Origin of the sequence: Lacibacter sp. H375 (assembly GCF_037892425.1) — a bacterium.
Classification (GTDB): Bacteria; Bacteroidota; Bacteroidia; order Chitinophagales; family Chitinophagaceae; genus Lacibacter.
In genome coordinates this window covers 4230031-4251779 of record NZ_JBBKTT010000001.1, presented here as the reverse complement: position 1 = coordinate 4251779, position 21749 = coordinate 4230031, and the positions used below count along the sequence as shown (strand labels likewise).

At 40.7% G+C, this 21749-nt stretch carries 17 protein-coding genes; 10 read left to right on the top strand and 7 right to left on the bottom strand.

From position 1 onward, the window contains the following. Positions 1 to 47: 47 nt before the first annotated feature. The 3 genes from WG954_RS18140 (at position 48) to WG954_RS18130 (ending at position 3561) form a co-directional block, all read left to right on the top strand. On the top strand, positions 48 to 311 hold the full coding sequence (locus WG954_RS18140; RefSeq protein WP_340438239.1) for a hypothetical protein: 264 nt from the start codon (positions 48 to 50) through the stop codon (positions 309 to 311). Between the two features lie 215 nt (positions 312 to 526). Next, complete coding sequence (locus WG954_RS18135; RefSeq protein WP_340438238.1) at positions 527 to 1129, top strand: response regulator; 603 nt, start codon at positions 527 to 529, stop codon at positions 1127 to 1129. Continuing rightward, entirely contained in the window at positions 1126 to 3561 is a 2436-nt protein-coding gene (locus WG954_RS18130; RefSeq protein WP_340438236.1) for a PAS domain-containing sensor histidine kinase, read from the top strand. Before WG954_RS18135 ends, WG954_RS18130 begins: the two co-directional genes overlap by 4 nt. Before the next feature lie 150 nt (positions 3562 to 3711). Here WG954_RS18130 and katG read toward each other — a convergent pair whose 3' ends face one another. Next, positions 3712 to 5991 carry a catalase/peroxidase HPI gene (gene katG / locus WG954_RS18125; protein WP_340438234.1) on the bottom strand — a complete coding sequence of 760 codons (2280 nt, stop codon included), beginning with the start codon at positions 5989 to 5991 and terminating at the stop codon, positions 3712 to 3714. A gap of 127 nt (positions 5992 to 6118) precedes the next feature. Here katG and WG954_RS18120 point away from each other — a divergent pair, with 127 nt between their 5' ends. The 6 genes from WG954_RS18120 (at position 6119) to WG954_RS18095 (ending at position 12680) form a co-directional block, all read left to right on the top strand. Continuing rightward, a complete protein-coding gene (locus WG954_RS18120; RefSeq protein ID WP_340438233.1) occupies positions 6119 to 7054 on the top strand; it encodes a hydrogen peroxide-inducible genes activator in 936 nt (311 codons plus the stop codon). A gap of 159 nt (positions 7055 to 7213) precedes the next feature. Beyond that, positions 7214 to 7945: a hypothetical protein gene (locus tag WG954_RS18115; RefSeq protein ID WP_340438231.1), complete on the top strand. Its 732-nt coding sequence runs from the start codon at positions 7214 to 7216 to the stop codon at positions 7943 to 7945. 22 nt (positions 7946 to 7967) lie between these two features. After that, complete coding sequence (locus WG954_RS18110) at positions 7968 to 8975, top strand: peptidyl-alpha-hydroxyglycine alpha-amidating lyase family protein (protein ID WP_340438229.1); 1008 nt, start codon at positions 7968 to 7970, stop codon at positions 8973 to 8975. 50 nt (positions 8976 to 9025) lie between these two features. Then, positions 9026 to 9781, top strand: a complete 756-nt coding sequence (locus WG954_RS18105) for an alpha/beta fold hydrolase (protein WP_340438228.1) — start codon at positions 9026 to 9028, stop codon at positions 9779 to 9781. Positions 9782 to 9838: 57 nt separating this feature from the next. Continuing rightward, positions 9839 to 10801 carry an NAD(P)-dependent alcohol dehydrogenase gene (locus WG954_RS18100; protein WP_340438227.1) on the top strand — a complete coding sequence of 321 codons (963 nt, stop codon included), beginning with the start codon at positions 9839 to 9841 and terminating at the stop codon, positions 10799 to 10801. Between the two features lie 100 nt (positions 10802 to 10901). Continuing rightward, positions 10902 to 12680, top strand: coding sequence for a patatin-like phospholipase family protein (locus tag WG954_RS18095; RefSeq protein ID WP_340438225.1), 1779 nt, complete (start codon positions 10902 to 10904; stop codon positions 12678 to 12680). 94 nt (positions 12681 to 12774) lie between these two features. Here the strand turns inward: WG954_RS18095 and WG954_RS18090 are convergent, their stop codons facing one another. The 6 genes from WG954_RS18090 to hisG all read right to left on the bottom strand — a co-directional run bounded on the left by WG954_RS18090 (position 12775) and on the right by hisG (position 18864). Beyond that, complete coding sequence (locus WG954_RS18090; protein WP_340438224.1) at positions 12775 to 13596, bottom strand: universal stress protein; 822 nt, start codon at positions 13594 to 13596, stop codon at positions 12775 to 12777. A gap of 315 nt (positions 13597 to 13911) precedes the next feature. Beyond that, a complete protein-coding gene (hisB, locus tag WG954_RS18085) occupies positions 13912 to 15054 on the bottom strand; it encodes a bifunctional histidinol-phosphatase/imidazoleglycerol-phosphate dehydratase HisB (RefSeq protein WP_340438223.1) in 1143 nt (380 codons plus the stop codon). A gap of 4 nt (positions 15055 to 15058) precedes the next feature. Continuing rightward, a complete protein-coding gene (locus tag WG954_RS18080; RefSeq protein WP_340438222.1) occupies positions 15059 to 15466 on the bottom strand; it encodes a c-type cytochrome in 408 nt (135 codons plus the stop codon). A 30-nt stretch (positions 15467 to 15496) separates the two neighbouring features. Next, positions 15497 to 16549 (bottom strand): histidinol-phosphate transaminase, encoded by a 1053-nt coding sequence (gene hisC / locus WG954_RS18075; protein ID WP_340438221.1) that lies wholly within the window; start codon positions 16547 to 16549, stop codon positions 15497 to 15499. Positions 16550 to 16622: 73 nt separating this feature from the next. Continuing rightward, positions 16623 to 17897 (bottom strand): histidinol dehydrogenase, encoded by a 1275-nt coding sequence (gene hisD, locus WG954_RS18070; protein WP_340438220.1) that lies wholly within the window; start codon positions 17895 to 17897, stop codon positions 16623 to 16625. A 49-nt stretch (positions 17898 to 17946) separates the two neighbouring features. Continuing rightward, positions 17947 to 18864: an ATP phosphoribosyltransferase gene (hisG, locus tag WG954_RS18065; protein ID WP_340438219.1), complete on the bottom strand. Its 918-nt coding sequence runs from the start codon at positions 18862 to 18864 to the stop codon at positions 17947 to 17949. A 391-nt stretch (positions 18865 to 19255) separates the two neighbouring features. Between hisG and WG954_RS18060 the strand changes: the two genes are divergently transcribed. Next, positions 19256 to 21664: an alpha/beta hydrolase family protein gene (locus tag WG954_RS18060; RefSeq protein WP_340438217.1), complete on the top strand. Its 2409-nt coding sequence runs from the start codon at positions 19256 to 19258 to the stop codon at positions 21662 to 21664. The last annotated feature ends 85 nt before the right edge of the window (positions 21665 to 21749 follow it).

The following is a 21749-nucleotide window of genomic DNA, read 5'->3' as shown; positions in this document are numbered from 1 at the left end:
TTTAGCAAAGCATTGAATAACTTAATGGAGAAAATAAACCTGTTGAAATGAAACTTACAATTACTAATAAGTGGTCTGATGAAATTTCTTTCCCATATGGAAAGTCAATTAAGATTATTTATGACAAACCTTATTTCACAATAAGAATAAGCACCCGGTTTCACGGAACTTTTCAATCAGAGGTTCCGGATGATACAACAGGGAATGTGCTTGTTATACCTGCTGAAACCATTAAGCCGTATATCAATCCATTTATCTCTTTTCAGGCATTAAGAGAAGAGGAGATTAATATTACTGTTGAATTTATTTAGATTGTTTTCTTCGTTGATAGTATGATGCGGCTTGGAATAGAAAATAGACAGGAATTGATCAAAACGCAATGTGGCTTTCGGAAGACATTTATGAGAAAAAATTTCCCGACTGGTGGCGCCAATCATTATTTTAGTGAGTGCTGTTGAAGAAAAATAACTTATTGTATCTTCAAAGATTTGTACGTAAAATTGATGAGAGGATTGCAAAATTAAACATGATGAACGTTAATACAGCTTTTCCCTTATTACCGACAGATCAATTCATACCCGGAACCAACAAATCGAATTGTTGTAAAAAAAAGTTTATCCTTTTTTTTGCTGATATGTTGGAAAAAATAAAACAGTTTACTGATGCATCAGCCAAGGAAACAGCGTCCGGAACGCTCAACGTATTGATTGTGGATGATGACGAAGACGACCGGATGTTATTTGAAGAAGCTATCTTCAAAATCGAACCGCTTATTCAAGTTGACCAGGCAAGAAACGGCATGGAGTTAGTTGAAAAGATGAAAGATGGCAGCCTGCCTGAGATTATTTTTCTGGACCTGAATATGCCGGGTAAAACCGGTAAGGAATGTCTTGCCGATATACGTGAACATGAGCGCTGGAAAAAAATACCTGTGGTGATCTATTCCACATCAGCAAACAGGAACGATATTAATGATACATATAAGGGAGGTGCTAATCTATACATGCTTAAGCCATCATCTTTTTCTGAATTGATCAGGATGATCAGGAAAACGTTCACTTATGATTGGGAACATATGCAGCCTTTATCGCAAAAGGATTTTGTGTTAACCCTTACCTCTGCCGTATGAAAGATATAAAAAAGGAAAATAGAATTACTGCTATTTCCGATGATCTGGAATTCAACCATCTGCCCGCCTTTGCCGGATGGATAGTGGAGAATATGCTGGAAGAGTTTTCCCGGCTGATGCTGAAGCTATCTAAATCAGAAAATGTTCCTCTTTTAAAAGTGGTGAGACATTTCAGCGATGAACAATTAATTGAGATGGGTAAAGTTTCCGGAGCTGAATTGTTAAACAGGCTGGCACAGAACAAAGCAAGAAAGCATATTGAAATTACGATTGGGGAATGGGTTGCCAACAGGATGGCAACAATTGACCGGGATGACGTGGTGGCTGAAGACATTTCACAGATATCTTTCGTAAGACGACAGGTGTTTCGTTTGATGCTTGATCATTATACAAGCGATACTGTTGTATTCCGGAACGTTATGGAAGAAGCCGATCGGTTTACAATGGCCACTGATATTGCCGCTTTTAACGCTTACATTCAAATTCATCAGCAAAAGATACATGCGATGAATCAGCAATTGAATGCGCAGCATAATGAATTGCTGGAAGCTCAACAGCTTGCACAAATGGGCAGTTTTTACTGGGACCTTGAAGGCAAGGGAAGGTCGGTTTATACGCCTATGGTTTTCAAGATATTTGAAATGGAGAAAACCAGTAACCTCGATGATTTTATGCAGGATGTGCATCCTGATGACAGGGAAAAACTAAAAGATGCTATAGCCAATGCAGTGCACAACAATGGCATTTATGATTGTGAATACCGGTATTTGCGGAATAATAAGAATAAATGGATTTCATCAAAAGGTATTGTACAATATGAAAATGGTAAGCCCGTTGGAATGAAGGGTACCATCATGGATATTACGGCACAAAGTGAGCTGTTACAAAAATTACAGGAAAGTGAAACGCTTCATAAGCAGGCGCAGGCGCTTACACATATTGGTAACTGGTCGTGGAATATTATAACCAATGAAATTATCTGGTCTGATGAAATGTACAGGATCTATGGACTGGAGCCACAGTCGGAGCAAATAACATTTGAACGCTTTATGTCTTTGGTACATCCCGACCACCGTGAGGCAAGAATGCAGGAGATACAACTTTCACTTGAAACAGGCAAAGCAGAAGACTATATTTTAAAAATTGTTACGCCTGCGGGCGAGGAAAAAATCTTAAAAGGCAGAGGCGAGTTATTGTTAGATAAGAATAGAAAGCCTTTAAGACTGGATGGCACCTGCGAGGATATTACAAAAGAATACCGGCTCAACCAAAACCTTACTGACAAGGAACGATACCTGGCTTTGCTTATTAACAATGCGCCGGATGCAATCATTGTTATTGATGAACAAAATATCATTCATATCTGGAACCCCAAAACAGAAAGCATTTTTGGTTGGAAAGCGGAAGAGGTTATCGGTAGAAATCTCACTGATATTATTATTCCGGTCCGTTACAGGGATGCGCACAACCGTGGTTTGACACATTATATTGCTACGGGCGAGGGTAGTGTCATCAACCGTTCCACCGAAGTAATTGCAATGAATAAAAGAAATGAAGAATTATTTATATCCTTAACTATTTCCGAAACTATCCAGGATGGCAAACGGTCTTTTATTGCTTTTTTACGGGACATTACTGAACAAAAGCAAACGTGGATCGAACTGCAAAATAAAACCATGTTGCTGGAACAAAAGAATCAACAGCTAAAGCATACGAATGAAGAATTGGAATCTTTTAATTATGCTGCAAGCCACGATTTACAGGAACCATTACGCAAGATCCAGATTTTTGCAAAACGTTTATACACTGATGAGTTGAAATTGTCTCCAAAGTCTCAGGGATATGTAGAAAAAATTATTTCGTCATCTGAACGCATGCAAACTTTAATAAAAGATTTGCTGATGTTCACACAAACAACAACAACCGATGAATTAGCGGAGGATGTTGACCTGGTGAATTTAATTGTGGAAGTGAAACATTCATTGATGCACCTGATTGAGGAAACGGGAGCAAGAATAACGCATACCAAATTGCCGGTGATACAGGTTGTGCCATTTCAATTCATGCAGGTATTTACAAATCTTATTGGCAATGCAATCAAATACAGACGAGAGGGAGTTGTACCTGATATCTGGATTGGCTATTCTATAGTTAAACACAACGAGATGGGAAATGACAATACTGTACTTGCGGGGAATTATTTAAAAATAAGTGTCGCTGATAATGGTATCGGTTTTGATCCTCAATTTGCAGAAAGGATATTTGATTTGTTCACCAGGTTGCAGGATAATACAAAGTATTCGGGTACAGGCATAGGTCTTGCTATCTGTAAAAAGATTGTACAAAATCACCGGGGTTTTATTAAGGCTGAAAGCGATGGCAAAAGCGGGTCAACGTTTCATATTTATTTGCCTGAGGCCCGGGTTAAATAAGATGAAGTTAACTGTTACTTAATTTGAACAACTGCTTTATAGGTCTGCGATTTTTTTATCTGGAGAATAGTTACTGTAATTACAAAAGCATAAAAAAGCCGGCCTGTTACCAGGCCAGCTTTACACGTTGATTCTTATGCTTAGTTACGATTACGCTAAATCAAAACGATCGAGGTTCATCACTTTGTTCCAGGCTGCAACAAAGTCGTTTACAAATTTCTCTTTCGCATCTTCACAAGCATACACTTCTGCAAGTGCACGAAGCTCGGAGTTACTACCAAATACAAGATCTGCACGAGTTGCTGTCCATTTTAAATCACCCGTTACACGGTCGGTTCCAAAGAAACCTTGTTGCACAGGATCGGCAGCTTTCCAGGTAATACTAAAATCAATGAGGTTTGCAAAGAAATCATTGGTAAGTGTACCCGGAGTTTTTGTAAACACACCATGTCTCGAACCATCGTAATTGGTATCGAGCACACGCATGCCACCAACCAACACCGTTAGTTCAGGTGCAGTTAAGGTTAACAGTTGTGCTTTATCGATCAGCATTTCTTCTGATGTTGCAAAACAGCGTTTCACATTCAGGTAATTGCGGAAACCATCTGCAGCAGGTTCAAGCACAGCAAATGATTCAATATCTGTTTGCTCCTGTGTTGCATCTGTTCGTCCGGGTGTAAATGGAACTTTCACTTCATAACCTGCATTCTTTGCTGCCTGTGCAACAGCCACACATCCTGCAAGCACAATAAGATCTGCAAGCGAAACTTTTTTACCGCCGCTTTGTGCATCATTGAATTCTTTCTGTATGCTTTCAAGTTTTGATAATACAACAGCAAGTTGTGCAGGGTTGTTTACTGCCCAATCTTTTTGCGGTGCCAAACGAATGCGTGCACCATTTGCACCACCACGTTTGTCGCTTCCACGGAAAGTTGATGCTGATGCCCATGCTGTTGATACAAGCTGTGAAATGGTAAGACCAGATGCAAGCACCTTTGCTTTCAATTCCGCAATATCTTTTTCATCGATGAGTTTATGATCTAGTGCAGGAACAGGATCTTGCCAGATCAATTCTTCACCAGGTACTTCAGGACCAAGGTAACGTGCTTTTGGTCCCATATCACGGTGAGTGAGTTTAAACCATGCACGTGCAAACGCATCTGCAAACTGATCAGGATTTTCCAGGAAACGTCTGGAGATTTTTTCATACTCCGGATCTATTCTTAATGAAAGATCTGTTGTTAACATAAATGGTGCATGACGTTTTGAAGCATCATGTGCATCGGGTACTAAACCTGCACCGGCATCGCCTTTTGGCTTCCACTGATGTGCGCCTGCTGGACTTTTTGTTAATTCCCACTCGTAACCAAAAAGGTTTTCAAAAAAGTTATTGCTCCACTTTGTAGGCGTGGTTGTCCATGTACCTTCAAGACCACTTGTAATAGTATGTGCACCTTTACCTGTACCATAACTGTTTTTCCAACCAAGACCTTGCTCTTCAATACTTGCCGCTTCAGGTTCTTTACCAACATGATCTGATGGTGCAGCTCCATGTGTTTTACCAAAGCTATGACCACCTGCAATTAATGCAACAGTCTCTTCATCATTCATTGCCATGCGGCCAAATGTTTCACGAATATCTTTTGCTGCAGCAAGCGGATCAGGATTTCCATCTGGTCCTTCAGGGTTAACATAGATCAATCCCATTTGCACAGCTCCCAACGGATTTTCGAGGTTACGTGTATGGATCTTTCCATCGGCTTTATCATCAGATACAAGAACAGCGTCATCTTTTGGTACACCTGGAGATCCTTCCGCATAACGGATATCACCACCCAGCCACTTTTTTTCACTTCCCCAATAAACATCTTCCTGTGGTTCCCACACATCTTCACGACCACCTGCAAAACCAAATGTTTTGAACCCCATTGATTCAAGGGCACAGTTACCAGCAAGAATCATCAGATCGGCCCATGAAAGTTTCTTGCCGTATTTTTTCTTCACCGGCCAAAGCAACAAACGTGCTTTATCAAGGTTTACGTTATCGGGCCAGCTGTTAAGTGGTGCAAAACGTTGCTGACCTGCGCCACCGCCACCACGACCATCGCTGATGCGGTAAGTTCCTGCACTATGCCATGCCATACGGATGAAAAACGGACCATAATGACCATAATCTGCCGGCCACCAATCTTGCGAGGTGGTCATGACATCGAAAATATCTTTCTTAACGGCAGCGAGATCGAGGCTCTTGAATTCCTCTGCATAATTAAACGACTCACCCATAGGATTAGAAAGGGTAGAGTGCTGACGAAGGATGTTCAATCTTAACTGGTTTGGCCACCAGTCACGGTTTCTTGTGCCACCGCCGGCGGCTTGCTTCAAAGCTCCGCCAGAGAAAGGACACTTGGCTTGAGATGTGTTATTATCCATGTTTTAATGATTAAGCGAACTTGTTATAAATGATGATGAACAGTAAGTTTTTCTTTGGGCTCCAAAACTAAGGCAGGGCAGGTAATAACACAAATTGATTATTTTTATGATCATATAGTATTTGTCTATGACCTTAACTCAGCTCGAATACATTGTTGCATTAGATACACACCGGCATTTTGCAGTGGCGGCAGAGAAATGTTTTGTTACGCAACCAACGCTTAGTATGCAGATACAAAAGCTGGAAGAAGAACTCGGGGTTAAGATATTCGACCGTACAAAGCAACCGGTTATACCTACTGAAGTGGGCACTGAAATTATTACGCAGGCACGTGTTACCCTGCGTGAATCGAATATGATCAAACAAATCATTAACGATCAGAAAGACACACTCTCCGGTGAACTGCGGATTGGTATTATTCCAACGCTTGCTCCTTACCTGTTGCCTTCGCTTTACAAAGCTGTAAGAGAGAAGTATCCGCAGTTGAATTTGGTGATTAAGGAATCGATTACAGAAGATGTGATTCATGAATTGAAGAACAACCGTCTCGATTGTTGCATTGTGGTTACTCCATTAAAAGACCCATCGATAAAAGAATATGTATTGTTCTATGAAGAACTGTTTGTGTATGTATCAGCCAAAAATGTCTTGAGTGATAAAAAATATGTGTTGGCCAGTGAACTGGATCCTAATCAACTTTGGTTATTGGAAGAAGGACATTGTTTTCGTTCGCAGATATTAAACTTATGCGAACTCCGCAAAAGCAGCGACTTTAATTTCAAATACGAGACAGGAAATATTGAAACGCTCAAACGCATGGTTGATAAAAGTGATGGCATTACCATTTTACCTGAGCTTGCTGTCATGGAGTTTAGTAAATCGCAACTGAAATTGGTGAAGCAATTAAAGCGGCCAAGCCCTGCACGTGAAGTGAGTCTTGTTACACACCGTGATCATATTAAAACTAAGCTCATTAATACAATCAAGGAAGAAATATTGAATATTGTACCCGTGCAAATGCAGAAACTGCAGAATAAAAAAATAGTTGAGATAAATTACTAAACTGTTCATCAGCAGAACATCAGTGTGGATAGTTGACCGATATGCTTTCTTGTATTACTCAAAAGAACAGTTTATCTTTCTTCCATACCAACGTACGATTCATCTTTCATCGTACGATGAGTTTTCTATCAATCACCAAAACTGTAAAACTGTTTACCCATGCAACGTTACAAGAGTTTGTACAAGTGGATGTTTATTCCCATGTTCTTTATGCAAATTGGAATTTTCAGAGATTATTGGGGTGATTTTACTGACAATGCGTGGTCGGTTCATATTCATTACTGGACGGGTACTGTCTGGTATCTCTATCTTATTCTGCAACCATATTGGGCAACACATGGCAAATTGAGCTTACATCGCACCAACGGTATCATAGGAATGTTTTTGGCCGGGGGCGTTTGTTTAACGGCTTTGGGTATGATGCACAGGGATATTGCAACAACAGAACTCATCGCAAAGGATCCCACAAGGTTTGGTCCGTTTAAACCCTGGTTCTTTTTTGGTGTTGCAGCTGTTGAAATTGTAATGATGACGGCTTTTGGTTTTGCTGTTATTAAAAGTATTATTCATCGTAAGCAAATTGAGCAACATGCATGGTGGCTTATTACCACCGTATTTTTGATCATGATGCCTGCGCTTGGAAGGGGTGTACAGAATGTTTACATAGGCATGAATAGTAAGCATTGGCCAAATATTGATATTATGGCGCCGATGTATCCTACACAGGCCATCATTATTACCATGTTGTTGCTTGCTGCATGGAAATATGATAAGCTTAAACATGCTGCTACTTACCTGGCGCTCGGGGTAAACCTGTTCATTCTTTTGCTTGAACCAATCGGAAAATCAGAAGCGGTGCAAACGTTTTTGAAAACCATGATCAAAGGATGAAATATTAATTTTCATAAACAACATGTATACAATAAAGAACTTCCTTTTACTTGCAATAGTTGTTTTGTTTGGGTGTGCTGATAATCCAAACAATAATAAGAATGATCAACCAATAAACTATGCGTTGGATGAGGCATGGCCTCAGTTGCCTGCAGGTTATTCATTTGGTCAGCCAACCGGTATCGGCATCGACAGCAAGCAGCACATCTTTGTTTTTCACAGGGCGGGTAGAAAATGGACCGATCCTTTTCCGGAATCATTTATTGATAAAAACACCATACTTGAGCTTGATGCTGAAACAGGAACCATCATCAATGAATGGGGCGCCAATCAATTCATCATGCCGCATGGTTTAACGGTTGATAAGAATGATAATGTTTGGGTAACAGATGTGGGGCTTCATCAAATACTAAAGTTCAGTCACAATGGACAGTTATTGATGAAGCTGGGTATTGCAAAAACTCCCGGCAACGATTCTTCGCATTTTAATTTACCCACCGATGTTATTGTTGCAAATGACGGTTCATTTTATGTGAGTGATGGCTATGGTAACAGCAGGGTGGTGAAGTTTTCCGCTGATGGAAAGTATTTATTGCAATGGGGTACAAAAGGAAGCGATGAAGGTGAATTTGATATACCGCATGGTATAACGCTTGATAAAAACGAACATGTTTATGTGGCTGACAGGCAAAATAACCGCATCCAGGTGTTTGATAAAAATGGCAAATTTCTACGTGTGTTAAAGAACAAAGATTCCGTACCTCAATTGCCATCTGTAACAATCGACAGCGCACAACATCTTTACGCCATCGATTTTGATTATACCATTACGACTGATATTGGTAACAAGGGTTCGAAGGTTTTTCAATACGACACAGCAGGAAATGTTGTTTTTCAATTTGGCAGCACAGGAGAAAACAAACGAACTGCTTCCTGGTATCATGATATTGCAGTAGACAAGAACGGAAATATTTACGTAGGTGATATCAGGGGAGCTAAGCTGTTGAAGTTCGAAAAAAAGAAAAAATAATCATTAAGACAAATATCACATTAACTTACTTTGATTAAAAATACATTCAGATGAGGTCTGTCATATTATTATTTATGTTCATCGCACTTAGTGTGCAGCAGTTGATCCTTGCTCAAGCACCAGCAAAACCAGTGTATGTAATTGTGCATGGCGCATGGGGTGGTAGCTGGGCATTTAAGAAAGCTGATTCGTTGATGACGGCAACAGGTGCAATTGTATATCGTCCTTCATTAACAGGTCAAGGGGAACGGGTTCATCTTGCATCTCTTGAAGTTGGATTGAATACACATATCAACGATGTGGTGAACATGATCTTGTATGAAGACTTGCATAATGTAATTCTCGTTGGTCATAGTTATGGTGGTATGGTCATAACCGGTGTTGCCGATCGTGTACCCGAACGTATCGGCAAATTAATTTACCTCGATGCATTTGTACCTGATCATGGTGAGAGTGTGGTAAGCATGCAAGGTGCTCGTGCCGATTGGGTGATGAAAATGGCAAGCAATGGCTACTTGATACCTGCCTGGGTAAAACCGGGGCAAGAGCCGCCAAAAGATGTGCCTCATCCTTTGAAAACATTTACTGATACAATATCGCTTACAAATACAAAACGGTTAAGCTTACCCGTTACTTATATTCTTACCGTTGCAAAAGGCGTTGATGCTTCAACCGATGATTTTGCATTGCAGGCAGATCGAGCAAAAAAGAAAGGTTGGCCTGTGATGCAAATGGAAGCAGATCATAATCCGCAATGGTCTGCAGTGGAAGCATTGGTAGCATTGTTATTGAAGGTGGGGAAATGATGATTTAATTAGTACGCAGGGTTGGTAACTCTGGTAAATACAAAACCTTATCAAATAATGAAAGCAGCTATCCACACAATCTACGGCCCACCTGAAGTTGTACACGTAATAGAGGTAGAAAAACCTGTACAAAAAGATAACGAAGTGCTGATTAAAGTTAATGCAACAACAGTAAACAGAACCGATTGTGGTTTTCGCAGTGCACAATATTTTATCTCCCGTTTTTTCAGTGGCTTGTTCAAACCAAAATTCAAAATACTGGGTAATGAGTTTGCAGGTGTTGTGGAAGCAGTTGGTAAAAACGTGCGATCATTTTCAACTGGCGACAAAGTGTTTGGTTATAATGACACATCATTTGGCGCACATGCACAATACATCTGTATTGCAGAAGATGCAGCAATTGCAACTATGCCGCAAAATGTTGACTTTAATGAAGCGGCGGCAATTACAGAAGGCGGTCATTATGCGTTGTGCGACATACGTGCAGCAAAAGTGCAGGCCGGACAAAACATATTGGTGAATGGTGCTACAGGTGCTATTGGTTCTGCTGCGGTGCAGCTGCTCAAATATTTCGGCGCAAAGGTTACTGCTGTTTGCAATACCAAAAATGTAGAACTGGTAAAGTCGTTGGGTGCTGATGTGGTCATTGATTATACGCAACAGGATTTTACCAAGATTGATGATCGTTTTCATTTTGTATTTGATGCTGTTGGTAAAAGTTCTTTTGCAAAATGCAAACCGCTGCTGCATGAAAAAGGAATTTATATTTCTACCGAATTAGGAAAGAACAGCGCCAATGTTTTTCTTGCACTTACCACATCATTAACTGGCGGTAAAAAAGTTTTATTCCCTTTACCAACCATCAGTAAAGCTGATGTTCTATTTCTAAAAGAATTGGTTGAAACAGGTAAATTCAAACCAGTCATCGACAGGCATTATAAACTCGATGAAATTGTTGAAGCATACAGGTATGTTGAAACCGGGCAGAAAACGGGGAATGTGATTATTACAGTAAATTGAGGTACTGTAATTTTTAACTATCTTTCTGTATTAAGAACGTTCTATCTCCGTCCCGTTGAAATAACCCAGCCATATTGTTAACGAGTATCAGATCCAGTCAATGAATCAAACAGCCGACCACAAGTTGCTATTACACCAGTCATTGGTGCGTTTATTTGGAGAAATGAATGATGAGCAGGTAGAGAATATTTTAAACCTTACCAACATACTTGCGTTTGAAGCGGGTGAATACCTTTTCCAGCAAGGTGAGAAAGGACATTCGTTCTACATCGTTTTATCAGGCCGTTTCAGAGCCATACAACATACCGACAGCGATATCTTTATTCTAGGTGATATTTCAACCGGTGAACCCATTGGCGAATTTTCTCTTTTTACAAAGGAGCCACATAGTGCATCAGTAGTTGCTTTACGCAGATCGCTCATTCTCCAATTGGAAGATGATGATTATAAAACACTGGTACAGCAATTTCCTTCCTTCGCCAATGCCATTACAAAATTTATCATTGAGCGCATGCGTCGCAACAACCATCAAACAAAAATGGATGCAGCGCCAAAAAATATTGCGGTTGTAAATCTTCAGGCGGCTAATGATGTGAGTGCTTATACTGGTGCTATTCAGGAAGAATTAGGCAAGATGGGTTTTGGTATCAGTATTTATGATTATGCTTCGCATAAAGGCGAAGATGATCATAGCACATTTGATGATATGGAGAAGCAACCTGGTCTTAATTTCCTTGTGTGCGATATGGAAAATCCAGAATGGGCCAGGCAATGTATTGCCTATTGTGATCTGGTGATCATTGCAACAGATTTTCATGCCGACTGTCATATATACGAGATTGAAAAAGTATTGCATCTGTATTCAGACAATGTGATGAATAAAAAGATCTACCTGCTCTTGTTGCATGAAGAGAATGCTGCGTTGCCTTCTAACACAAGACGATGGTTTCACGAACGAAAAGTGGATATGCATTTACACATGCGAAAAAATAAGGCAGCTGATACACGCAGGTTTTGCCGCATTGTTACACACCAGGCAACGGGCTTGGTATTGGGTGGCGGAGGTGCAAGAGGATTTGCGCACGTAGGTGCAGCAAAAGCATTACTTGAAGCTGGTGTTGAATTTGATTTTATTGGTGGAACCAGTGCAGGGGCAGTGTACGGTGCCGGATTATCATTTCTTGATTTTGATTTTGACAAGGCAGATGTTATGTGTAAGCTTGCGGCTGATAGTAAATTAACCTCGAATGATCTGACGTTGCCAATTGTATCACTGATGTCCGGCAAAAAGATCCGGAAGTTTTTAGATACCATGTTTGGTGATTCGCACCTGGAAGATCTTTGGGTGTACACCTATTGTGTATCCACCAATTTTTCAAGTGCGTCATTAAAAGTGCATGACAGAGGATTAACACAATTGCAGGTAGCAGCAAGCATGGCCATACCAGGTGTATTTCCTCCGGTGATCATTAATAAACATCTGCATATTGACGGAGGAGTAATTGATAACCTTCCGGTTGAAGCCATGTATAAAAAACCTGTGCGCCATATTGTTGCTGTTTCATTATCGGCTGAAGAAACAGCGATGTTTGATTTGCACGAAATACCTACCTCATGGGAATTGTTCTGGAGTAAGATCACCAACTCAACAACACATCAACTGCCGGGCATCTCATCTATACTTGTTAACAGCATAACCATTAACAGCAGGCACAGGCAGGAGAGCAGCAAAACCAATGTATCTGTGTTTCTCGATCTTGATCTGAAAGAGTTTAAGTTTTTAGATTGGAACAACTGGAAACAACTTATCGAAAGAGGATACACCCAAACCAAACAAAAGCTGAAGGAAACAAAGCCGGAACTGCAGTTCTGGAAATAGTTTTACGATAATAAAAAACGGATCCGGCTAATTTAGCCCGACCCGCCAGATTTACCTTTTCCTTTGCTCATTCCATATGTCGCTGTTTAAGAATTTACTCATGCATCACCATCACAGGCACATCGCTGTGAAAGATCAATTCTTTTGTATGGCTGCCTGAGAATATTTTTTCGATTAGATTATGTTTTTGCGGTATCACCAATAATATTTCAATACTGAATTTGTTCGCATATTCATTCAAGCCTTCCACCATATCTTGCTTGTCAATAAAGTGGTATTGCGGATGATATTGCTGGAACATAGTTTCCACTAATCCACTTTGGAAAGGAGTATCGTTGGTCCATTGCCTGTTTTTAAAATCTACATTCAGCACATGTAATCTTGCACCGGTTGATTTGATGAGTTCACTGACAATGTGATCAGGTATTGTATTAATCACATCCCTGAAATCGGTGGTTAAACCAATATCATTGATTCGGCTAAACACTGCATTTTCAGGAACGATCAACACGGGAACTTTGCAACTTTTTGCTACGGCCAGTGTATTACTGCCAATGTATTTTTCTTTCAGCTTACCTGCGCCGGTAATACCCATCACAATAAATGACACCTGCATTGCATCGGTGAGTGATGTAAGTACATCAACCACTTCGCCATCAAACATCATATGTTCCACTTTGATCAACGGTTGTAATTCTGCAAGCTGATTAGCCACTAACTGCAGTTCTTTTTTCTTGATCTCCCGCATTCCTTCAGGCGAAACCTCAACGCCTTGGTATAAAGGATAAAGTAAGGGCTGTTGATATGCATGAATAAGTATGAGCTTTCCGCCTACCTGTTTCGCATATTGTAAAGCATATGAAGCAGCGTTAAGTGAGGTAGAGGAGAAATCTATGGGAACAAGGATCGTTTTCATAAACCGTGTTTTATACCATAAATGTATTTTGATTTTTTTGATCCTGCTATGACCTGTATCAGGCGCTCTTGAACTGCAGGTCATCACAACAACTGATACATATTGTTGGATGTTTAATTTGAGATGAATTTCAGCTGGCTGAAAAAAAATGTATGCAGCCTGTTTAGCCTCAGAGAAAGGAGGCCACAGAGTTTTTCGCAGAGTTATCTCTGCGCTCAACTCCTTATCTCATGTTTTCTGCGGTGAAAAGGGAAAAGATGTATTAACACCTGCCTAATCAGATAAATCTCCCCAAATCATGGTTTAGACTTCTTTCTACAATACTCCTTTGGTAGAAGGTAAATAATTGCTCAATGGATCACGTTTTACCGCCATGCGGATGGCTTTGGCAAATGCTTTGAAGATGGCTTCAATTTTATGATGTTCATTGTCGCCATGACATTCGATGTTGAGATTACATTTTGCTGCATCGCTGAACGATTTGAAGAAATGGAAGAACATTTCCGTTGGCATTTCGCCGATCTTCTCACGCTTGAATGTTGCATTCCAAACGATCCAGTTACGACCGCCGAAATCAATCAGCACTTTTGCATCGGCTTCATCCATTGGTAAGGCAAAACCATAACGCTCCATGCCACGCTTATCAGCAAGGGCTTTACCAAATGCTTCACCTAACGCAATACCTGTGTCTTCAATGGTATGATGTTCATCAATATGCAGATCACCATTCGTGGTGATGTTGAGATCCATTTTGCCGTGTCGTGCAATCTGGTCAAGCATATGATCAAAGAATCCAAGACCGGTGTGGATGTTTGCTTTGCCGCTGCCATCAACATTCAGTTCAACGCTGATCTTTGTTTCGTTGGTATTACGTTCATGCGTAACCGTACGCAAACCGAGTTTGAGAAATTCATAGATATCTTTCCAGTTTGGTGTTTCTAATACAATGGTTGATTGACGCAGCTCCGTTACTTTATCCTGGATTTCAGCAGCACCAAGATTGGCATCGATATTCATCCAGATGGCTTTGCAACCAAGGTTCTTTGCTAATTGTACATCGGTAATACGATCACCAATGACGAATGAATTGGCAAGATCATAATCGGGGTTGTTGAGGTATTTGGTAAACATACCAGTGCCCGGCTTACGTGTAGGAGCATTTTCATGCGGGAATGTGCGGTCGATCAGTACCTCACTGAATACAATACCTTCATTCGCTAAACTCTTTACCACAAAATTGTGTACAGGCCAGAACGTGTCTTCAGGAAACGCATCAGTGCCCATTCCATCTTGATTTGTTGGCATCACCAATTCATAATCAAGTTCAGCAGCGATCTTGCGCAGATAAAAGAATACATCAGGATAAAATGTAAGCTTATCGAACGAATCGAGTTGATAAGTAGGAGGGGCTTCATTAATAAGTGTGCCGTCTCTGTCGATAAATAGAACTCGCTTCATTTTATTATTTCATTTTAGCTCTTGCTGCTTTTACTTCTGCTGTTGTAACCAAACTTGCTTTGTTGCCAAAACTATTGCGCACATACGTTAACACATCTGCAATTTCCTGGTCTTTCAGGTGTGGTTGCGAAGGCATGGGGTTCAAATAGGTTACGCCGTTGATCACCATTTCTTCGTCAAGCCCGACCAATATAATATTGATGAGTTGTGTTTTATTACCCAGCACCTGCTTTGTTTTTGTAAGTGGAGGATTCATCCCCTGCATTCCTTTACCATCGGGTTGATGACAGGACAGGCAATTATTTTCATATACTTTTTTCCCACGCAGCACTGATGCTTTCAGATCAGGTTGCTGCGTAGTGAACGCAAATGCAGAAACGGCGATGAGCAATGCAATTGAAATCTTCTTCATGAATAATTTATTTCGGCTTTAAAGTTAACGTTAAACAATAAACTTCTGCAAAGCATTCAGTAATTCATCATTCTCCTTTGCAGTTCCTACGGTAATACGTAGCGATCCTTCGCATAAAAGAACTTTACTTCGGTCACGTACAACGATCTGGTTGGCGAGCAAATATTCATAGATGCCTCTTGCATCTACAACTTTCACCAACAGGAAATTGGCATCACTTGGATAAACCTTTTCTACTACTGCGAGCTTTGGTAATTCTGCTTCCAGTCGTTTGCGCTCTTTCACAAGTTCTTTTATCATTTCGTTCACATCTTCTACATTGTCGAGTGCCTTCACTACCAGTTCCTGCACGGCTTCGCTGATGTTATAAGGAGGTTTGATCTTATTATAAACGTTGATGATCTCTTCACTTGCAAATGCCATACCTAAACGTAAACCAGCCAATCCCCATGCTTTGCTGAGTGTTTGCATTACCACAAGGTTCGGGTAATCGGCCAGCAATGTTACCAATGAACGCTGACGGGAGAAGTTGATGTATGCTTCATCAACCACCACAATACCGTCAAAATTATTCAGCACCATTTCAATATCAGCAAGGTTGATGCTGTTACCCGTTGGATTGTTGGGTGAACAGATCCAGATGAGTTTGGTGCGCTCATCCACCAATGTTTCCATGTGTGCAAGGTTCAGTTGGAAATCATCCAGCAATGGAGCTTTACGTAATTCCACATCGTTGATGTTGGCACTTACTTCATACATACCATAGGTTGGCGGACAAATGATCACATTATCAACACCTGGATTACAGAAAGCACGGTATAGCAGATCAATACATTCATCGCTGCCATTACCAATAAAAATCTGTTTGGGTGAAACGCCTTTTATCGCAGATAATTTTTGTTTGATCTTTTGCTGCTGAGGATCGGGGTAACGGTTGTACCATTTCACTAATGGTGAACCAATACTGTTTTCATTTGCATCCAAATACACTTTCGCTTCGCCGTGAAATTCATCACGTGCAGAAGAGTAGGGAACAAGGGCTTTGATGTTGGAGCGGAGTAAATTGTTTAAATCGAATGACATGTTATGGTGGATTGTGAATGGTCAATGGTGAATGTTGCGTGTTTTGTATTCACTATGAACTATCGGCTATCAACTATTGGCTTCTCTTTCTCACTGCATTCGCATGCGCCTCTAATCCTTCCGCTTCCGCCATCAGTTCAACTGCCTTGCCAATATTCTGTAAACCTTCTTTGCTTAATTTTTGGTAAGTGATCTTCTTCACAAAGCTGTCAACGCTTACACCGCTGTATGCTTTTGCATATCCGTTGGTAGGCAACGTATGATTGGTGCCGCTGGCATAATCACCTACACTTTCAGGTGAATAATTGCCAAGGAAGATAGAACCTGCATTGATGATCTGTTCTGCTATTGCTTCGTCGTCTTTACAACTGATGATGAGATGTTCCGCAGCATATTCATTCACTAATTCGATCATTTCTGTTGTGCTGTGTAGAAGGATTGCTTTACTGTTCTCCAATGCTTTTGCAGCAAATTCTTTACGTGGTAATTGTTCCAGTTGTTTTGCAGTCTCGATCAATACTTCGTTGATCATTGCTTCTGAAGTGCTCACCAGCAACACCTGCGAATCAACACCATGTTCTGCCTGCGACAACAGATCAGCAGCAACAAAAGATGCATTGGCTGTATCATCAGCCATCACACATACTTCGCTTGGTCCGGCAGGCATATCAATGGCAACACCATCTTTTTGTACTAACTGTTTGGCACAGGTTACATATTGATTACCCGGGCCGAAAATTTTATATACCTGTGGAACGGATTCTGTACCATAAGCCATGGCAGCAATTGCCTGTGCACCACCTGTCTTGAATATTTTTGTGATACCAACCAGTTTCGCTGTATATAAAATGGCAGCATTGATCTTTCCATCTTTACCTGGAGGTGTACACAAAATAATTTCTTTGCATCCTGCAATTTTTGCAGGGATGCTTAACATTAAAATTGTAGAGAACAGGGGAGCGGTACCACCGGGAATATACAAGCCCACTTTTTCAATAGCTACTGATTTACGCCAGCAAACAACACCGAGCATGGTTTCCACTTTCTCAACAGCACTTACCTGTTTCGCATGAAACGTTTCAATATTCTTTTTTGCAAGAGCAATAGCATCTTTCAACTCATTACTGATAGTTGCAGCAGCTGCATCGATCTCTTCTTTTGAAACCAATAATTCAGTCACTGAGACTTTATCATAAATAGTGGCGAAACGTTTCAATGCTTCATCACCACTTGCTTTTACCTGGTGAAGGATATTTGTTACGCTTGCTTCCAGCGACAACGATTCAATTGCCGGACGTTTGAGCAACCTGCTCCACTCACTTTTCTTTGGATGTTTTATGATCTGCATTCTCTTTTTTCATTTTCAAATTTCACAATCATCAAATTTTCAAATTGCCTTACATCACCATCTTCTCAATCGGCACCACCAATATACCTTCAGCACCTGCCGCTTTCAATTGTTCGATTTTTTCCCAGAACTCATCTTCGCTCAATACACTGTGTACGCTGCTCCAGCCGCCTTCTGCCAATGGCAATACTGTCGGGCTACGCATACCCGGAAGCAGCGCAATGATCTCATTCAACTTTTCGTTTGGTGCATTCATCAACACATATTTGTTACGCTTCGCTTTCTTAACAGCTTTAATGCGGAACAATAATTTATCCAGTAAGATTTCCTGTTCTTTATTCAGTTTGTTGTTTTTGATCAACACTGATTGCGATTGTAAAATTGTTTCTACTTCTTTCAACCCATTCATGAAAAGGGTAGAACCACTGCTTACCAGATCAACCACCACATCAGCCAAGCCAATACCCGGTGCAATTTCCACACTGCCACTGATCTCATGTACTTCACCACTGATATTGTTCTTCTTTAAAAACTCATTCACCAAAAAAGGATAACTGGTGGCAATACGTTTGCCATCGAGACTTTGCACACCTTGATAAGTTTCGCTGCGTGGTATAGCCAGACTCAAACGGCATTTACCAAAGCCAAGCTTCTCAACGATCTCAGCTTTTTTGTTTTTTTCAAACAATACATTTTCACCCACAATGCCAATATCAGCAACACCATCTTCTACATATTGCGGTATATCATCATCACGTAAAAAGAATACTTCCATCGGGAATGTATCGCTTTCTGTTTTCAAACGGTCTTTTACATTGCGTAGTTCAATACCGCATTCGTTCAACAGTTTTACGGAATCATCATACAATCGTCCACTCTTCTGAATCGCAATTTTGAGCTTCGATGGTTTTTCTGCATTACCTCCGCTTATTTCGCTGAGCGGGGTGTATTTTTTTTCCTGCATCATATTTACTTTAGTTCGTTTGTTTCAGTTCAGGCAATAAAAAAAGGCCTACTTCCGTAAGCCCTCTACTATCGTTATACACAACGCATCATCTGGCTTACCTGTTTGGGCAAGTATGGTGATGATGTGTATGTGCGTTTAAAATCATGGCGCAAAAATAAGGGCTGAAACTGAAAGCACAAATATTTTATTGAAATGCTTATTGTTCACGAGTGTTAGCATTGTGCCTCCATGTAGTTCAACAGAACACTTGACAGTACAAACAATTTGTTGAACGGTTGCTCAGAATGATGTGCTATCAGTACATTCGACACTCCTGAACAAACAGTCATTTGTATCATGTTTCTACCCAAACAGGTGACTGTAATACGTAAATCACTAAATACTTGTACGCATGAGAAAATTATCCCTTTTGTTCGCATTTTTCATTTCGTTTAACCTGTTTGCGCAGGATGCGGTCAATTATCAACTTCCTCCAAAAGACATTATGGACCTTGCGTTGGCAAAACCAACACCCACGGTGAGTGTTGATAGCAAAGGCCAATGGATGTTGTTGATCGAACGAAATATGTATCCACTGGTTGATGAACTTGGCCAGCCTGAAGTAAGAGTTGCCGGTTTACGTATTAACCCGGCTAATTTTTCACAAAGCCGCCAGAATTACATCAACAACTTTACACTGAAGAATATTGCTTCGGGTAAAGAATACAAAATTGCGGGCTTACCTGCCAACCTGTTGGCAAATTCGGTATCGTGGAGTCCAAATGAAAAGAAGTTTGCATTTACCAACAGTACTGGATCAATTGTTGATTTGTATGTTGTAGATATTGCAACGCAAAAGGCAACCAAAGTAAACAAGACAGCTTTGAATGTGGTGTTAGGTGCTGCATTCAGTTGGTTAGATGATAACACACTGTTGTACAAAACAGCAACAAAATCTCCGGCTGCAATGCCGAAACGTCCCATTACACCAAAAGGTCCTACAGTACAAGAAAGTTATGGCAGCGCATCACCACGACCTACTTTTCAGGATATGATCAAATCGCCTTATGATGAACAGCTGTTTGAATTCTTTGCTACCTCACAATTGGTGAAGAATGTAAACGGCGTTGAAACAAAGATCAATCAACCTGCGATCTATAGTTTTATCAGTGCTTCTCCCGATAAAAAATATTTATTGGTTCGCACCATCAACAAACCATTCTCTTATGTAGTTCCTGCAAATGGATTTAATACAACAGTAACTATTCATGATGCAGCCGGTAAGTTAATTAAAGAACTGGCGAAGATTCCTTCCTCGGAAACAGCACCCGGTGGTAATGATAATGTGGCTGATGTTCCCCGCAGTATTGAGTGGCGTGATGATGAAGCAGCAACAATTGTTTGGTGTAAAGCACTGGATGGTGGTTTAATAAAAAACACAGCAGAGTTTCGTGATGCTGTGTATGCATTAGCAGCTCCATTTACTGCACAGCCAAAAGAATTGTTTAAAACAAAAATGCGTTACGGTGGTGTTACATGGGGCAACAGCACATTTGCTATTGTACAGGAAATGCTTCGCAGCAAAGTGATCGGTCGTATGAGTCGTTGGAATCCTTCAACAGGTGAAATGGAATTGCTGATGGAACGCAGTATGACTGACCTCTACAATAATCCCGGTTCACCTGTAACAGAAAAAAACAGTTATGGTCGTGATGTGGTGATCCCGAAGGACGGTAAGCTCTTGATGAATAATACAACAGGTGCATCACCAAAAGGTGATCTTCCATTCCTTGCTTATTTCGATCTGGCAACAAAAAAGAATGAGATCATCTGGCGTTGCAAAGAAGATGAATATGAAATGGTGATGGAAGTGCTTGATCGTAACAGTCTCACTGTTCTTACACGTAAGGAAACACAAACTGTTGTTCCTAACTATCACATGAAAACATTAAAGGGAATTGTACCTGGAGGTGGAAAGCAGATCACCGATTTTAAAAATCCATATCCGCAACTTGAAGGTGTGAGTGTGCAAAAGATCTCTTACAAGCGTGCCGATGGTGTTGATCTTACCGGTAATCTTTATTTACCGAAAGGATATGATGTAAAGAAAGATGGTCCTTTGCCAGTGTTGATGTGGGCTTATCCACGTGAGTTCACCAATGCACGTGATGCAGCGCAGGTGCGTGGTTCAAAAAATACATTTACAAGAATCAGTTGGGGAAGCCCAATCTTTTGGGTAACGCAAGGTTATGCTGTATTAGATGCTGCAGAGATGCCGATCGTGAGTACAAACCCGGAGAAAAAACCAAACGATGATTTTATTGATCAGTTGAAATTAAATGCAAGAGCAGCTATTGATAAATTAGCGGCAATGGGTGTGGGCGATAGCACACGTGTGGGCGTTGGTGGTCATAGTTATGGTGCGTTTATGACAGCGCATTTATTGTCGCATACCAATTGGTTCAAAGGCGGTATTGCACGCAGCGGTGCATATAACCGTACACTTACGCCGTTCAGTTTCCAGAATGAAGACCGTACGTATTGGCAGGCTCCGCAATTATATTTTGATATGAGTCCGTTCAGCTATGCACAAAAGATCAAAACACCGATCTTATTGGTGCATGGTGATACAGATGATAATACAGGAACTTATCCCATTCAAAGTGAGCGTATGTTCCAGGCATTGAAAGGTAATGGTGGTAATGTGCGTTATGTAAGCTTACCTTACGAAGCACATGGTTACCGTGGTAAAGAAAACATTCTTCACCTGTTGTGGGAAGAACATATGTGGCTGGAGAAATACGTGAAGGGGAAGAAGTGATGAATGATTAGAAATGAATAATGAGTCGGGCATGAACGAAAGTTTATGCCCGATTTTTTGATTGATACGTTTGGTGAAAATTTGA

What these genes read in the sequence shown, in the direction of transcription:
- WG954_RS18100 (WP_340438227.1), top strand. Translation starts at nt 9,839, where the DNA reads ATGAAAGCAGCTATCCACACAATCTACGGCCCACCTGAAGTTGTACAC.
- WG954_RS18105 (WP_340438228.1), top strand. Translation starts at nt 9,026, where the DNA reads ATGAGGTCTGTCATATTATTATTTATGTTCATCGCACTTAGTGTGCAG.
- WG954_RS18110 (WP_340438229.1), top strand. Translation starts at nt 7,968, where the DNA reads ATGTATACAATAAAGAACTTCCTTTTACTTGCAATAGTTGTTTTGTTT.
- WG954_RS18135 (WP_340438238.1), top strand. Translation starts at nt 527, where the DNA reads ATGATGAACGTTAATACAGCTTTTCCCTTATTACCGACAGATCAATTC.
- WG954_RS18095 (WP_340438225.1), top strand. Translation starts at nt 10,902, where the DNA reads ATGAATCAAACAGCCGACCACAAGTTGCTATTACACCAGTCATTGGTG.
- WG954_RS18120 (WP_340438233.1), top strand. Translation starts at nt 6,119, where the DNA reads ATGACCTTAACTCAGCTCGAATACATTGTTGCATTAGATACACACCGG.
- hisB (WP_340438223.1), bottom strand. Translation starts at nt 15,054, where the DNA reads ATGAAGCGAGTTCTATTTATCGACAGAGACGGCACACTTATTAATGAA.
- WG954_RS18080 (WP_340438222.1), bottom strand. Translation starts at nt 15,466, where the DNA reads ATGAAGAAGATTTCAATTGCATTGCTCATCGCCGTTTCTGCATTTGCG.
- hisC (WP_340438221.1), bottom strand. Translation starts at nt 16,549, where the DNA reads ATGTCATTCGATTTAAACAATTTACTCCGCTCCAACATCAAAGCCCTT.
- WG954_RS18115 (WP_340438231.1), top strand. Translation starts at nt 7,214, where the DNA reads ATGCAACGTTACAAGAGTTTGTACAAGTGGATGTTTATTCCCATGTTC.
- hisG (WP_340438219.1), bottom strand. Translation starts at nt 18,864, where the DNA reads ATGATGCAGGAAAAAAAATACACCCCGCTCAGCGAAATAAGCGGAGGT.
- WG954_RS18090 (WP_340438224.1), bottom strand. Translation starts at nt 13,596, where the DNA reads ATGAAAACGATCCTTGTTCCCATAGATTTCTCCTCTACCTCACTTAAC.
- WG954_RS18060 (WP_340438217.1), top strand. Translation starts at nt 19,256, where the DNA reads ATGAGAAAATTATCCCTTTTGTTCGCATTTTTCATTTCGTTTAACCTG.
- WG954_RS18130 (WP_340438236.1), top strand. Translation starts at nt 1,126, where the DNA reads ATGAAAGATATAAAAAAGGAAAATAGAATTACTGCTATTTCCGATGAT.
- hisD (WP_340438220.1), bottom strand. Translation starts at nt 17,897, where the DNA reads ATGCAGATCATAAAACATCCAAAGAAAAGTGAGTGGAGCAGGTTGCTC.
- katG (WP_340438234.1), bottom strand. Translation starts at nt 5,991, where the DNA reads ATGGATAATAACACATCTCAAGCCAAGTGTCCTTTCTCTGGCGGAGCT.
- WG954_RS18140 (WP_340438239.1), top strand. Translation starts at nt 48, where the DNA reads ATGAAACTTACAATTACTAATAAGTGGTCTGATGAAATTTCTTTCCCA.